Source organism: Brevundimonas diminuta, assembly GCF_039673845.1.
Classification (GTDB): Bacteria; Pseudomonadota; Alphaproteobacteria; order Caulobacterales; family Caulobacteraceae; genus Brevundimonas; species Brevundimonas diminuta_E.
Genome location: NZ_JBDJMK010000004.1, coordinates 50,858 through 64,923 on the forward strand (window position 1 = coordinate 50,858; position 14,066 = coordinate 64,923).

General features: G+C 62.4%; 8 protein-coding genes. 1 reads left to right on the forward strand and 7 read right to left on the reverse strand.

The features are described from left to right. Positions 1 to 646 precede the first annotated feature (646 nt). Entirely contained in the window at positions 647 to 3,493 is a 2,847-nt protein-coding gene (locus tag ABE454_RS05240; protein WP_346529752.1) for a M16 family metallopeptidase, read from the reverse strand. A 128-nt stretch (positions 3,494 to 3,621) separates the two neighbouring features. Next, positions 3,622 to 4,530 carry a DUF4019 domain-containing protein gene (locus ABE454_RS05245; protein ID WP_346510626.1) on the reverse strand — a complete coding sequence of 303 codons (909 nt, stop codon included), beginning with the start codon at positions 4,528 to 4,530 and terminating at the stop codon, positions 3,622 to 3,624. A 432-nt stretch (positions 4,531 to 4,962) separates the two neighbouring features. Between ABE454_RS05245 and ABE454_RS05250 the strand changes: the two genes are divergently transcribed. After that, positions 4,963 to 6,000 carry a S41 family peptidase gene (locus ABE454_RS05250; RefSeq protein ID WP_346529753.1) on the forward strand — a complete coding sequence of 346 codons (1,038 nt, stop codon included), beginning with the start codon at positions 4,963 to 4,965 and terminating at the stop codon, positions 5,998 to 6,000. A gap of 612 nt (positions 6,001 to 6,612) precedes the next feature. Here the strand turns inward: ABE454_RS05250 and ABE454_RS05255 are convergent. The 5 genes from ABE454_RS05255 to ABE454_RS05275 form a co-directional block, all read right to left on the reverse strand. Next, positions 6,613 to 7,245: a hypothetical protein gene (locus tag ABE454_RS05255; RefSeq protein WP_346510629.1), complete on the reverse strand. Its 633-nt coding sequence runs from the start codon at positions 7,243 to 7,245 to the stop codon at positions 6,613 to 6,615. 531 nt (positions 7,246 to 7,776) lie between these two features. Then, on the reverse strand, positions 7,777 to 8,355 hold the full coding sequence (locus ABE454_RS05260; protein WP_346510631.1) for an NAD(P)H-dependent oxidoreductase: 579 nt from the start codon (positions 8,353 to 8,355) through the stop codon (positions 7,777 to 7,779). A gap of 445 nt (positions 8,356 to 8,800) precedes the next feature. Next, entirely contained in the window at positions 8,801 to 10,843 is a 2,043-nt protein-coding gene (locus tag ABE454_RS05265) for an ATP-binding protein (RefSeq protein ID WP_346529755.1), read from the reverse strand. Positions 10,844 to 12,309: 1,466 nt separating this feature from the next. Further along, the gene (locus ABE454_RS05270; protein WP_346510635.1) at positions 12,310 to 12,618 is read right to left on the reverse strand and encodes a hypothetical protein; all 309 of its coding nucleotides are present in this window, start codon (positions 12,616 to 12,618) and stop codon (positions 12,310 to 12,312) included. 629 nt (positions 12,619 to 13,247) lie between these two features. After that, a complete protein-coding gene (locus ABE454_RS05275; protein ID WP_346529757.1) occupies positions 13,248 to 14,042 on the reverse strand; it encodes a DUF3313 family protein in 795 nt (264 codons plus the stop codon). Positions 14,043 to 14,066 lie beyond the last annotated feature (24 nt).

Consider the following 14,066-nt stretch of genomic DNA (forward strand, 5'->3'; position numbering starts at 1 on the left):
TATGGCATCCATATATGATGTTGAGTTGTTTAACTCTCCACATTCACAGGAGGCAGGTTTATGCGGCTTGGCCTGATGGCGATATCAGCAGCACTGTTGATGGCTGCGGGATCAACTTCCGCACAAGAGTGGGTCAACGTTCCCATATGGGGCAACAGCCTTTTGGGCCAGAGCGCTCTTGAGCACACGCGGAATGCAACGACCGGCGGATATGATGACGAAAGCGAGAGTGCTTCCGGCGATCGCGCATCTAACTCGTCGAGAGCGTGTTCCGCTGACGCCCTTCCCGCCCATGAACGTCGTGCTATGGAGGCGCGCTTTCGAGAGATAGACCGGAACCAGGGCCGGGAAGCGGCTATGGCCTATGTCCGGGAGCAAGGGCGATTGTTCAGCCAGCGTCTCGTGGCTGAAGGGGTCTGCACGCCAGATGGGCGCACAACGCCGCCGAGATAGCTTATTGAATCCCAGACGTTAGGTTCGTCTCCTGATATGCAATCGCGCCGCAGGGGGCGGTGGCCGTCTGCTCCTGACTTGCGCCCAATCGCCACACGTCCGCGGAAGGCATGGAGTGCACCGGTCAGCGTCAGGAGGCATGGCGGCGCCGCCAGGGCGGCATGCAGCACCCTCCCCCATTATGTCTGACGCCTCACAAAAGCGCGGCCCCATCGAGGTTCAAATCGGTCGCCGGGATCAGCTCGACATTCGGATAGTCACGGCGCAGAGCTTCAAGGAACTGAGACGAGTCTCCGACTACGACGATGCTGAATTTCGCCGGATCCAGATGCTCCGACGCGGCCTTCCGAATGTCTTCAGCCGACACGGCGCGGATACTGGAAACGTGTCTTTCAAGTTCACCGATAGGAAGGCCGTGATTGGCTATGGCGGCCACCGCAGAGCCCAGGCCGTCGACTGTCTCCAGCCCTCTGGCGAAAGCGCCGACTAAAGCCGCGCGACGTGTCTCCATTTCCTCCGACGCGACCGGCTCGGTGGAGAGGCGCCCGATCTCGGCCAGCATTACCTGGACCACCTCCGGGACGGCCTCGTTTCGCGTCTGAGTGAAGGCCATGGCGATGCCCTCGTCCTCGCGGGGAAGGAAGCCAGAGAGCGCATAATAGGCCAGGCCGCGTTGGACCCGGATGATCCGGTTCAGACGACCAGAAAAGCCGCCGCCGAGCACTGAGTTGGCGATCAGAAGGGGATAATAGGATGCGTCCTTCCTTAAAATGGAGCGCGCGCCCAGGTAGACTCCCGCTTGGTCAACGCCAGGCATGTCGATCACGATGACTCGTCGGTCCGCGGGTTCCCCCGCTGGCTTCAGCCCCCTCTCAGCGGAAGAAAACGACGTCCAGTCCCCGAACGCGGTTTGCGCCAGGGCGAAGGCTGTTTCCGGATCGATGTCTCCTGAAAAGACGAGCGTCGCCTCCTCGGGCCGCCATCTCTTAGCCCGGAAGGCGGCCACGTCGTCCAGCGAGATGGCGTTCAGGCCCGATGGCGTGCCGCGAGCGGGAGAGCCGTAGGGAGCGTCGCCATAGACGGCTCGGGCTATGGCGGCATAGGCCGCCATCATGGGCTGACGGTATTCCATCCAGACGCCGGCGATCGCCTGAGCTTTCTGCCTGTCTACCTCCTCTGGGGTCAACCTGGGGTGGCGCACCAGATGGCTCAGCAAAGCGAATGTGCGACCAAAAGTGTCGGACGGGCTGTTGGCGTGAAGGCTGGTAAAATCCGCCCCCGCCGTAGCGCCCACGACAGCGCCCAACTGTTCGATCTCCGAAGCGATCTGGGAGGCGGACCGGCCTGCAGCGCCCTGGGTGAGAAGACTGGCGGTCACGCTAGCCAGACCCGAGCGCTCGGCCGGGTCGTCAGCGGACCCTGCGGCGAAGCTCAACCTGGCCGAGACAAGCGGCAAGCCCCGCGTCGGCGCGACATAGACCCTAAGACCGTTGGCGAGCGTACGCTCGAACACTTCAGGCGTTACGACAGCGTGCGCAGGGCCTGCTTCAGGGGTGGCGACGCGTTCGGCTGCTGGCGCAAGCTCGACGATGTCATACGCTCTGGAGAGATCGGAAAGTGCGACGGGCGCCTGCACAGGAAAGAGCGTAGGCTCCGCCGGAACGCCGTCAGGCCGCTCGGCCTCGTCACGATATCGCAAGATCACACGCGTCTCGTCGGTCAGATAGCGTTTAGCGACGCGCCGAATATCCTCGGCTGTTACGGCTTGAATTCGCATAGCCTCCGTGTCTGCGCTGGAAGCGTGTCCGGTCATGATCAGAGCCTGCCCCAGATCATGAGCCTTCCGGTCAATCGTCTCGCGGCCTCGAAGCAGCGCCGCGACCAGTTCAGTCTTGGCCTCCTGAAGCTCGTCCGCGCTCACGGGCTCGTTTCGCAGGCGAGCCACTTGCGCGAGTATAGCGTTCTGTCCTTCTTCCACGTCGTGGCCTTCGGCCATTATAGCGTGCGCGGTGAACGTACCCGCCTGCATGTTGAAATCTGCGCTGGACGCCGCCCGAGAGGCGAGGCGTCGATCATAGATGAGCGACTGAAACAGCCGCGACGACTGACCTGTCGACAACACGCCGTTCAATACCTTCAGCGCGGCGCGATCCGGGTGATCGTAGGGAACCGTTCGCCAACCCACGACGACCGCAGGCGCCGGCACATTCGGCGCATAGTAGGTAGCTTCGCGCGGACCCGCCGGGTTCGGTTCTTCCACGGCGATATGCGGGATCGGCTCCGCTGGCCTTTCCAGAGATCCGAAGTACTGATCGATCCATTCGTTCAATTGCGCGAGGTCGAAATCACCGGCCACGACCAGCACGGCGTTGTCCGGCCGATAGTAGGTGGCGTGAAATCGGCGCACGTCCTCCACGGTTGAGGCGTTCAGGTCTTCGAGCGCGCCGATCGCGGGACGGCGATAGGGATGGACCTGGTAAAGCTCGCGCGGAAGATACAGGCTGAACAGCCGGCCGTAAGGCTCTGCGAGCACACGCTGGCGGTATTCTTCTTGAACGACGGAGGTCTCCGAGGTCAGGGCGGCCTCGTCGACGACAAGCGAGCCCATGCGTTCCGCCTCAGCGAAGAGAAGTCGCTCCAACTGATTGGCCGGGACCACCGAGAAGTACCAGGTGGCGTCTGGGAAGACGCCGGCGTTGTTCACGCCGCCGACGCTCTCTGTGAGGGTCTCCCAGGTGTCCTCAGGAAGATTTCTCGTCGCCTTGAACATCATGTGTTCGAACAGGTGCGCGAAACCCGACCTGCCCTGCGGATCGTCCTTGGATCCGACCCGATACCAGACCTGAACCGTCACATCAGCGGTATTTCGATCCGGCAAGGAGATGACCTGAAGGCCGTTGGCCAAGGTGCGTGTCTGGAACTCAAGCGGCGCCGTTCGAAGATCGCCGGACGGAGGCGGCATGGCGGTCAATGCAGAAACGGGGGCCGCGGTCGACCACATGCCGATCGCCGCTGCGATCAGAAGGATGGAGTATTTCATTGAGGAGATTCCTTGGTCGGTCATCTGGCGAAGACCTTCAAATGTCGGTTCACAGAATCCGACACGGTGCGCTCCCGGCGTCAGCTGGCCGACAAGCTACTAAGGGCGCATGACGGGTTGGAGGCGAGCTAGCGCGAGGGTTTCGCCGCTGGAGCCAGCGGCGAGCCGTAGGTGAAATAGGCCGAAACCTTCCAGCCATCGCCCTCGGGAACCAGGGCGACCGTCTCCAGAACGCGCGCCCCCGTATCGGAGCTCGCCTGATACTGGATGAGAACAGAGTCGCCGACGTCAGAGTCTGCAGAGGCGGATCGCACGGCATATTGCTGAACACGGACGAGAGCGCCTGACGGGCGGTCGAGCTGCGCAGCTCTTGCCGTCCAGGCGTCCTCCGTCATCCGCTCCTGGAACGTAGAACTCGCCGTTCGCCAACTCTGACTCCAGTCGCCTCGGTCCACCAGCTCAAGCCATGTGAGGGCGTAAACGGCGGCGTCCCGAGGCGCCTCACGCCGCCCTGGGGCTCCAGAGGCGGGTGACGGAGCTGGAGCATTGGATTGCGCCGGCGCCGTCACGACCGTTCCCATCGGCTGGGCGGCGGGCGGCGGATAGGTCGATGAGGCCTCGGCAAGAGATGAAGGTTCCTCTCCAACGTCGACAGCGACGTCAGGGGCCCGGCTGTTCAAAGCGACCAAGAAAGCGAGCGCGACGATCAAAAGCAGTCCTCCGAAGAGCCCGCCTCGGAACGTCATAGGCCGGCGGGCTGTCAGAGGGTCATCGTTCACGACGGCCGGGAGGGGGTCTTCCCCAAAATCCTTGTCTACAAGTTTTTGGGGGCCGGCCACTTCGACTTCGGCCAACACCCGGGCCGCTGCGCGGCTGCTGGAAACACCCAGCTTTCGACGGGCCGCCCGAAGGCGTTCATTGATCGTATGTACAGAGAGATCAAGCTGGGCGGCGGCGGACTTGGCGTCATGACCTGCCGCGAGAAGGCGCAGAACCTCCTTCTCCCGCTCGGTTAGACTGTTCGCACCTCCGATCATGGATAATCCATAGCCCACTTTTGATTAGTGGACACCCAAGCGGTTCAATCGTGTCGTGGTGACCAAACAAACCGGTGGAAGCGGGGCCCCAATCATGCGCTCGTCGCGCTTCAGCTGCCGTCGAAATCGATTAGATCGGCTTGGGCTTCAGTAGGCCGCCGCCCATGGGGCGTGTACGGCCAGCGTGACGGGTGGGAAGAAGTGAGAACGTCGCCCGACTCCCCTCCAAAGCTCGCCTTTGCGATCTCAGCGGGGTCCTAAACCGTCAAGCCCGCCTCAGGAGCGGTTGTCGGCATCGGTGTGGAAAGCCGCGGCTGGCAAAGGCTAGCTGCTCAACCACGATCTGTTTCCAATTCGTCCGCATGACCGAGATTTAACTGGCCGCGCCCCGGCGCAGCTGACTACCAAGCCTGAACATCATTCTGGTCCGTCATGCTCCTTCCCCTTCTCGCCGCCCTGTCGCTGATCCAGCAGCCTTCCGAACGTTTCGACGCCGAGACGCGCATCAAAGACGCCATCGCTGTCGTTCGCCCCGTGGCCTATCGCAGCCGGCAGGTCGACTGGGACGCCCTGGCCGAGGATATGCGCCATCGCGCCGAAGGCGCCCGCGACGACATCGACATGCTTCCGGCCTGGGCGACCTTGGCGGATGGATTGGGCGACGGCCATTCCTTCGTCCAACCGACTCCCGAAGCGCTCGGCGCCTGGCGCGAGCGATACGGCGACCGCCCGCTTATGCCTGATGCGCCGCCTCGGCCTCGTCCAGGTTCGCCGTTCATGAAACGGGCGGAGATCGAAGCGCGCACGCTTGCTGTCGGCTCCGGTCATGACGCCGAGCTGATCATCGTGCCCTCCGTCTCTGGTTTTGGTGAAAAGGCCATCGCCTACGCCTCTCGCCTGTTCGGCGCCGTCGCCGACGCCAGCCCGCGCACCTGCGGCTATGTCCTGGACCTGAGAGGCAACACGGGCGGCAATGTGTGGCCGATGCTGATCGGACTTTCGGGTCGACTCGGGGACGGTCCGCAGGGCCGGAGCGAGGACGCCGACGGACGGATCGAGGACTATGCCACCTTGAAGGAAGGCTCCGCAGTCGTGCTCGCCGAACAGGGGCGCGGCCTCACAATGATGACGATCGACGAGTGGCGCCCGATCCCGTCGCTCGCCGCCTCCCCCGTCGCGCTTCTGCTGGATGACGCGACCGCCAGTTCCGGCGAGGGCGTTGCGATCGCCTTCGCCGGCCGGGCGCTCACCCGCAGCTTCGGCGCCCGCACCTATGGCGTCGCCTCCTCGAACGAGGGGTATCCTCTGGCCGACGGCACCAATGTGGTCGTGACCACAGCCATGATGGTGGATCGAAACGGCCGAACCTATCCTGATGGTATCGAGCCGGATCAGGTCATGGATGGTGAAGGCGAAGATGCCGTGGACGCCGCCCGCGCCTGGCTCGCCCTCCAGCCCGCCTGCCAATAGGCAGTGCGCGGCCTGAAGGCGGATCCAGAGTTCAGCTGCATTTAACGGCTTAGCTTGCCCTCGACGGCGAATGAGCCAGAAAGATCTTATCGGCCTTCAACGGCGCCCCCGGCGGCGCCCCGCGCCCTTCAGGAGACTATTTGACAATGAGGATATTCGACGCGCGCAACGCCCTGACGCTCGCGGCCGCGCTCGCGGCGTGCACTCCTGCTCCCGAACGACCGCATAGGTCAGCCGAGCCGTCGACGGCGCCCTTGGCGCGAGATCCGTCCGCGCAAGGGGCGCCGTCGCTCGTTCCCTCGGCGGGTAATGATCAATGCGGGTCGTCAGAGCACCAGGCATGGCTAGGCCGCCCTGTCGAAAGTCTGCCTTCGCCACCCTCAGACGCGACCTGGCGCGTCGTTTGCGACACCTGTTCGCGCACAGAGGATCATCGTCCTGATCGAATGAACATCGAGTTCGACGACGCCAGTCGACGGATCACTTCCATATCCTGTGGATGACCAGGATTGGGAGCCAGCAACCGCGCGTGCGCAGCCGTCCCTTCGATAACGAGCATCCTGGGCATCTGCCCAGAGAACTGACAAGCCCCCCCGGGGCCGCTCTGGAAACTCAGGACGCCAAACAGGCGGTGCAGGCTTCGGCCACGAACCGACCATTGCATTCGTTCAAGGTGCGGTCTCGCCCGATTCGTGTCTCGGCCTCCCGATACGCCTCGCAGGCTTCAGCCGGCATTGGCGTTGCAGGGGACTGACTGAACACCCGGCCGTCCCGAACGATCGTCATCCTCGTCCCAGCGATATCGGTCCTGAGGTCCAGCGCGTCTCGTCCCTGCCAAAGGCGCAGCGCCGCTGCGTTGTCGGGTCCCGCTACGAACAGTGCGTTTTGCTCGCTCTGACGGTTGTCCAGCGTCAGCATGACATTGCCCGACGGCTCGAATGTCGCATAGCCGCTGCGCTCGCGTCCCGCCGCATCATAAAGGATGACCCCGGCCGCCTTCTCGCCGCGAACCATGCGGCGCCCGTCGACCACCGCGTCGGGCAGATCGCCGCTTATGCGCACCCGTTCCACCCCCTCGGAATCAACCACAACCAATTCCGACACTTGCAACGACCCAGGCTGGGATGACGCAAACGCGGCGACCCCTGCGGCCAACAGAATGGCCAATACGCCAGTCTGCAGTCGAGACCAGAGGCGCAACCGCCGCAGTTGGGTCTGCACGTCAGTCGAATCGGCTTCAGTCATGGTGGACTCCGTCAGGGCGCTAAACCAACGTTAGACGATGGCGAGCTAGAGATCGCGTGAATAGCTCGTAAGATTGACCTATGGCCAAACGCATCTATCGCAGGCGAGGCTTGTCTTGTGGCGACGCAGCCGAGACTCTCGATCACGACCCGAGCATCTCTGGCTGCGCCCGGTAGGTGACTGCAATCCCCGAGTCTGATCGATGCGACAGGGTACAAGGAAACGCCTGCATTGGCGTTTGCACGAAACCCAAGTTGCAGACGCTTCTGGATGACGGCTGGGGCCGCTCGGCAGCAACATGATTATTGATGCACTGGCCGACCTACGCAAATGGAACGCTCGGTTCCCGAGTGGCGAGACTAAACGACCAGACCACGATCTTCACTGGCCTTATGACTGCGCATATGCCGTGGATGCCATTTTCCACCGGACCAGAAGAATACGTGCGTCCAACTGGCCTTTCCCTGGACGGCCCTCCAACAGCCGTATCGTTCGTTGGGGCCCTGCTTCGACTGTCGCCGACGCGCGCCTCTATGCGCCTGCCGCTCCAAGCTTTCTGACCTTTTCCAGCCACCGCAGACGATGGACCGCCGAGGACGCCACCGCCCCGATGATCGTGCGTCGCACGGGCCCGATTCCGACGAATTTGAGGATGTTGCGCTCCAGGCTCCGTACGCTATGGGCGAAATAGAAAAACTCGTAGGCGGCGCTCGGCGTGCCCATTGTAACGATGACGCGCGCTGAACGTCCTCCCAGCATTTTGTCGGGAATCATGCCTGCGCCGTATTTGAAGGCGAAATCCGGCCGAAAAGCCTGCTCAAAGAATGCTTTTAGCCGAGCCGGCATGTCGCCCAGCCAGAGAGGATAAAGGATCACGATGTGCTGCGCCCATCTGATCCGACCCTGCGCTGCGATGATCGATGAATGCGGTTCATCTTCCATCCAGTCCTTCGGACTCGTCAGCACAGGAAATTCCAGATCCGCGATACGGATGAGGTGGACGTCGTGCGTGGCGGCACCCTCTTTATAGACTGCAGCCAAAGCATGGACGAAGCGCGCGGGGTCTGGGTCAGGATGACCGTCAATGATGAGAATACGGCGTTGCTCCACGTCTGTCCTCCACAGCTGGATTTCAGCATAAGCGCGCCGACAGCCCAAGTGTAAGTCGTTGTCGCGGAAATTCCCCTGTCGTCATACAGCCCGCTGTTGCCTCGGCGCCGCGCCCGGCGCAACTCCGTCTTCCCCGCCCAAGGCGCCCCTAAACTGAGCCCATCGGCTGACCCGAGCCTCTTCCTCGACGCCATCGCTTGCGCCGCAGCAATACTCTTCTGGATAGGTTCTCTAAGCCCAGCCGCACGCTTGTCTTCGGCGTCTTGCACGGGAGCCTGCAGGATCCACGCAGCTGGTTCAATGTTGATTAGGAATCAACATCAAAACAGATCCGCTTCACTAGCGGGTCGAGCAGCCTTCCGCGCGCCGCCGATCCTGCCTTGGGCGGGCCGACGATGGATTGGATCGCGACATGGCGGAGACGCCGCCGGCGCATGGCCTTCGCTTAGCTCTCGTCCCGCGCTGTCAGGCTGCGTATTTTATCGGCGAGGCCCGCCAGCTCGAACGGCTTGGTCATGATGTGCATGCCCGCTTCGAGCTGGCCATTGCCCACGACCGCATTCTCGGCGTACCCAGTAATGAAAAGCACGCTCAGCTCAGGACGGTGCTCGCGCGCCGCGTCCGCCAATTGCCGGCCGTTCATTCCTCCAGGCAAGCCGACATCGGTGACGAGCAGGTCAATGCGCGCGTCGGACCGAAGAATCTTGAGGGCTGACGGGCCGTCAGCCGCCTCAATGGAGTTGAAGCCGAGCTCGTGCAGCACCTCCGAAGCCAGCATGCGTACGGAGGGCTCATCGTCCACCACCATGATCGTTTCGCCTTTATCGGCCGTCGCCATAGGAAGGGTCGCTGCGACCGGCTCTTCAATCGGCTCGGCTGAGGCTTCGGATCTTGGCAGATAGATGCACACCATCGCCCCTTCTCCAGGCTCGGAGTAGATTAGAACCTGTCCGCCGGATTGCCGCGCGAAGCCGTAGACCATGGACAGGCCCAAGCCTGTACCCTGTCCGGTGGGCTTTGTGGTGAAGAAGGGTTCGAACGCTCTTTCAGCGACCGAGGGGCTCATGCCCGGCCCGGTGTCAGTGACGCAGAGAGAGACATACTGCCCAGGTTCCAGATCGAGCAGCGCCGCTGCTCGCGGATCGAACCAGCGGTTCGCCGTCTCTATGGTCAACCTTCCGCCCGCCGGCATGGCGTCGCGCGCATTGATGCAGAGGTTGAGGAGCGCATTCTCCAGTTGGTGAGGATCGACGAAGGTCGGCCAGAGGCCGCCGCCGGCGACGACCTCGACATTGATGGCCGGTCCTACGGTCCGGCGGATCAAATCCTCCATTCCACGCACCAGGGCGTTCGTATTCGTGTGACTGGGGTCGAGAGTCTGGCGGCGTGAGAAAGCCAGGAGGCGATGCGTCAGCGCGGCCGCCCGCTTAGCCGCGTGCTGCGCGGCCGTGCTGAAGCGCTCCACCTCTGAAAAACGGCCTTGCGCGATGCGGTTGCCGATCAATTCGAGACTTCCGGATATGCCGGCGAGCAGATTGTTGAAATCATGGGCTATGCCACCCGTAAGCTGACCGATGGCCTCCATCTTCTGAGACTGCCGCAGCGCCTCTTCAGCCTTCATCAGTTCCGCCGTACGCTCCTGGACCCGCTGCTCCAGGGTCTCGTTCAGCGCCCCAAGCGCTTCGGCCGACCTGACCCGTTCCGCCTCAAGAGCGCGTCGTTCGCCAATATCCCGGAAAAGCACGGACACCTGACGCTTGGAAGGCGGCTCGACCCGCGTGGCGGACACCTCAATATGACGCCCCACCGCTTCGAAACAGCGTTCAAACCGGACGGTTCGTCCCGTCCGAAGAACCTCCCCATAGGTGTGCAGCCATTCCTCCGCCTGCTCGCCCGCGATCTCCCGTAGCGTCTTCCCTACGACGTTCGCGATGCCGGTATGGCGGGCATAACCGGGGTTCGCCTCAACATGAATATAGTCGCTCAAAGGGCCGTGCGGCCCGTCGATGAATTCAATGATGCAAAAGCCGTCGTCGACGGCGTTGAACAAGGCGCGATAGCGGTCTTCGCTCAGGACCAGCGCTTCGGCGGCGGCGCGCTCCTCAGTGACGTCCCGCACCACTCCGGCGAAACCAACGACCTCGCCGCAGACGCCCCGCTGGACCTCACCGACCCGGGCGATTCGCCTCACCTCGCCGTTATCTGCCCGGCGAATCCGATATTCAACATCCAGCCGAGCCGATCCGTCGCCTCGCGATGCCGCCGATGACGCCTTGTCCCGGTCCTCGGGCAGGATCAGAGCCTCGAAATCGGCCGCCGTCGCCCCTTGCGAAGGCTCCAGACCAAATAGGCGAAAGAGCGCAGGCGTGGCCTGCATGGCGCCGTCTGAAGACACCTGAAAGACCCCGATTCCGGTTGCGTCCTGAACCCAACTCAGCATGGCGGCGGACCCGCTAAGGGAGGAGGCCTCGATCAGCTCATCAGTCATCAATGTCCCATCAGATCAAGTCAATCAGCCACGAACGGCTGATACGTTCGACCGCGCCTGTCGGATGGCGCCATGAGAGATCGAAGCGCTGCAAGGTGAGAAGCGTTCCAGCCCCCTGATCGGGCGACAGTTCGTCGTCGAAGGCTGTGGTCGGGCCCGCAGCCTGACATGCGACCAGGTCAAGGTTGGACGCGAAGGTCCGTCGTAGTCGGATTGCTGCAGATGCACAGCGGGATGCGCGCCGCGGACGCATCTTTAGAAGGCATTTAAAGAGCTTTTCCCGGCCATAAACCTAAAAATGATCGGCGCGAGCAGTGCGCTGGCCGCCCTCGTCCGCCGCAGCTAGAGCAAGCCGTCCGCATCGCGCCGGCCCGACGATAGTCTGGTTCGAAACAGCGCTCCTCTACGGCTGCTGCTCCGGCGCGCCGCTGGTCATCCCGACCGACAAACATAGAAAGTCGGGGCTGATGAAGGTCAGTTGCCCCCTCTCCGCCAGGCGTCATCGGTGGATGCGAAAGTCTGAGAGGCCGAACCTACGCCAATCAAAACCTCTCCTCGGGGCCTGCTAAGGAAAGCTCCGCGCGCGCTCAGTCAAATCCAGTTTGGTTTCGCGCTGCGACGACCTTGAGCGCCAATCAGGACGCCGCGGCAACTGCGCCGTCGCCGCCAGAAACGGAGCCAGACGTGTCAATCCGGCGACCAAGCGTTAAAGGCCGCCCAACGGCGGACTTCGATGAGCACTTATGCAGATTTATGAACGACCGTGATCCGTGTGCTCTTGAGTTGTTCTCAGCCAGTCTGCGACTGAATGAACTGCGCGCACATCCAGCCCATCACATCGTTGCCCTGTAGTAACATTAACGGCGACCACATCGAGCATGATCGCCGCTTCTTCTGCTGATTTTGGACTGTGACGAAGGATGTTTCTTTCCAGACGATCCAAAATATTTTCATCCGTGTCGGACGCCGCTCGCCAAGCAGTCGCTAACCGCAATAGTGAACTCCCCATGCTCAGCCCTCCCAAGCTGATCTGACCCCGGATCATTCACGTAGCGGGAGTCGCTCATAAATCCAACGAACAGCAGTCGGTTAGCAGCCAGGCCCTACCACCTGCAGGCGGCCATGCTTGACGCTCCGCGCATCGTAACCTCTCTAAGTCTAATGCATCCAAAGAAGCGCACCCGCGACCACTAGGAAGGCAAGCATTGTCGCCGCTAAGGCGCGATCATCTCGGCCCGAGCGGTCCTCCTCCGGGGCTGGAAAAGGGCTCTTTCTACGCACTGGGAAGCTTCCTTTGGACTGGCCATATGGCCCCTATAAAGGGATTGGTTGAACGGGAAGGTTGCAAGAGGCGAACGCCGCGCGGATGCGGTCGTACGGCTGTGCTGAGGAGCGCTCGACAACGACATGAAAGCGCTGAGTTGCCCGCCGCCGCCTGAACTGCGCCGAGCGCCGGCGAGAGCTCTTCAGTTCCAGGCGTCGCTGCCGCCAGCATTGGCTGCCAGCTCCATCCTTACGTTGGCCGCCATGGCCTGCACGGCTTGCTCTACGTACTCGCGTTCCAGATGTGGGTATGCGGCGGGAGCGGCTTCCAGAAAGGCCGTAAGGAACAGATGGGCCACTTGATCGTCGTCAAGATCAGCCCAGGCCAGGCCCTCTTCACGAAGCCTTCGTTCCAGAGCGATCCCGGTCGAGTGCAGCGCTGCGCCCAGCGGGCCGTCAAGCCGCTCGGCGAAATCTTCGATATCTTCTACAGTTCTGGGCCGACGTTTCATGGCGTGTAACCTCACACAACGCCAACGTTCTGGCAAACCGATCAGGCGGCTGCTGTCAGAGGTAGGCGCCCGATCCGTTAAAGCGACAAAAGCGCCGTCTGGCGTTTGGTTTTCGCCTGATCGCGCCTGGTATGGGAGCATTCGCTCTGGGCCAACCCGAACCAGTGACAGCGCCTGGACACGCTCTTCGCTCCATCGCCGCATGACGGAAACAAGCTCGAAGGATGGGGATTCGGATAGTCATCGGATTATGTGGACATCGTTTGAAGGCGCAACCAGGCGGCAACCTACGATGACTTTCATCCAACGCCATTCAGGTCGTCCGGTTAAAAGCGCGGGCTGACTTCTCCCGGCTAACCCACTTCCCTCGCCTCCGCCATGATCTCATTTCGAAGCCATCTGAGCCCATGGTCGTGGTCGCGACGGTTGCGCCAAATCTGCACGAGCGAAAGACGGGGCAGCTCAATCGGGGGCGAACTGTCCCGCCTGTCAGAAGACCACGAAACCAACATGCAATTGGCCCGCGCAGACATCATCGCCCACCCGCAACCGCCCCGGCATCCTCGCGACGTGCGCATCCTGCCGGGATCGCGCGATTTCCACTAAGCGTCCGACGCCGACTCCAGACCTTAGTCGGCGTCAGGCGAGACCGCACGACCGACGCTCCACTCAGGCTGATACAGGCCCGTCGCAATGCTGGCGACGAAGCCTTCGAGTCGAACCCGCGAACCAAACCGTCGGCATGGGTCGGGCGTGGGCGACGAACGCGCTTCGCGGGTTTCCGGCGCCAAGGCGTCAGCAACCATATCGCCCAAGGGCTCGGCCAACTGATGAGCATCGCCGACCCGAGAAAGGGAAGGCTTGTCAGTACCCACAACCATGGCATCGCGTCGCCAGACGATCGCTGCGGCCTGCTGCCCGACCGGCGTCAACAGTTCGACCTCGGCGCCCAGCCCACCAAGGCCGCCTGGCGCTCGGAGCTTTATCGGCCCCGGAACAAAGAAGTTCGCGACTGCTGCCGCTGCGGAGCCCGCCTGATGCGTAGGCCGTATGTGCGTCACCCCCACCCGGACTGTCCCGGCCCCCGGATCTGGATGTTCGGCGATCTGGTATCGCTCGCTCAATTCATAACAAAGCTGACGGTCGACCTCCGCCAACACCAGCCTCCGCTCCTCATGCGACAGCACGGGGTCTGAAACGCCAAAAGCTTCGGCGGGCGCGATCCAGATACGGTCGATCGAAGATGTCAGCGCTTCGTCGCGACGCTGCAGCACCGAGGCCCTCACCACGTCCGAGCGCGGCTCAAGTCCTTCGTAGGAGGACAGAAAACCAGACCCGGGCTTGACCTCGGTTGTGGTGCAAGCGCCCAACGTGGCCGACAAGCCCGCTACTGCCACAGTGAGCCGCGCCGTTCTGCAATCCATGCCGTTCCTCCTGCTTTAAAATCA

Coding starts and splice junctions, on each gene's coding strand:
- ABE454_RS05240 (WP_346529752.1), bottom strand. CDS start 3,493: ATGAAATACTCCATCCTTCTGATCGCAGCGGCGATCGGCATGTGGTCG.
- ABE454_RS05245 (WP_346510626.1), bottom strand. CDS start 4,530: ATGATCGGAGGTGCGAACAGTCTAACCGAGCGGGAGAAGGAGGTTCTG.
- ABE454_RS05250 (WP_346529753.1), top strand. CDS start 4,963: ATGCTCCTTCCCCTTCTCGCCGCCCTGTCGCTGATCCAGCAGCCTTCC.
- ABE454_RS05255 (WP_346510629.1), bottom strand. CDS start 7,245: ATGACTGAAGCCGATTCGACTGACGTGCAGACCCAACTGCGGCGGTTG.
- ABE454_RS05265 (WP_346529755.1), bottom strand. CDS start 10,843: ATGACTGATGAGCTGATCGAGGCCTCCTCCCTTAGCGGGTCCGCCGCC.
- ABE454_RS05270 (WP_346510635.1), bottom strand. CDS start 12,618: ATGAAACGTCGGCCCAGAACTGTAGAAGATATCGAAGATTTCGCCGAG.
- ABE454_RS05275 (WP_346529757.1), bottom strand. CDS start 14,042: ATGGATTGCAGAACGGCGCGGCTCACTGTGGCAGTAGCGGGCTTGTCG.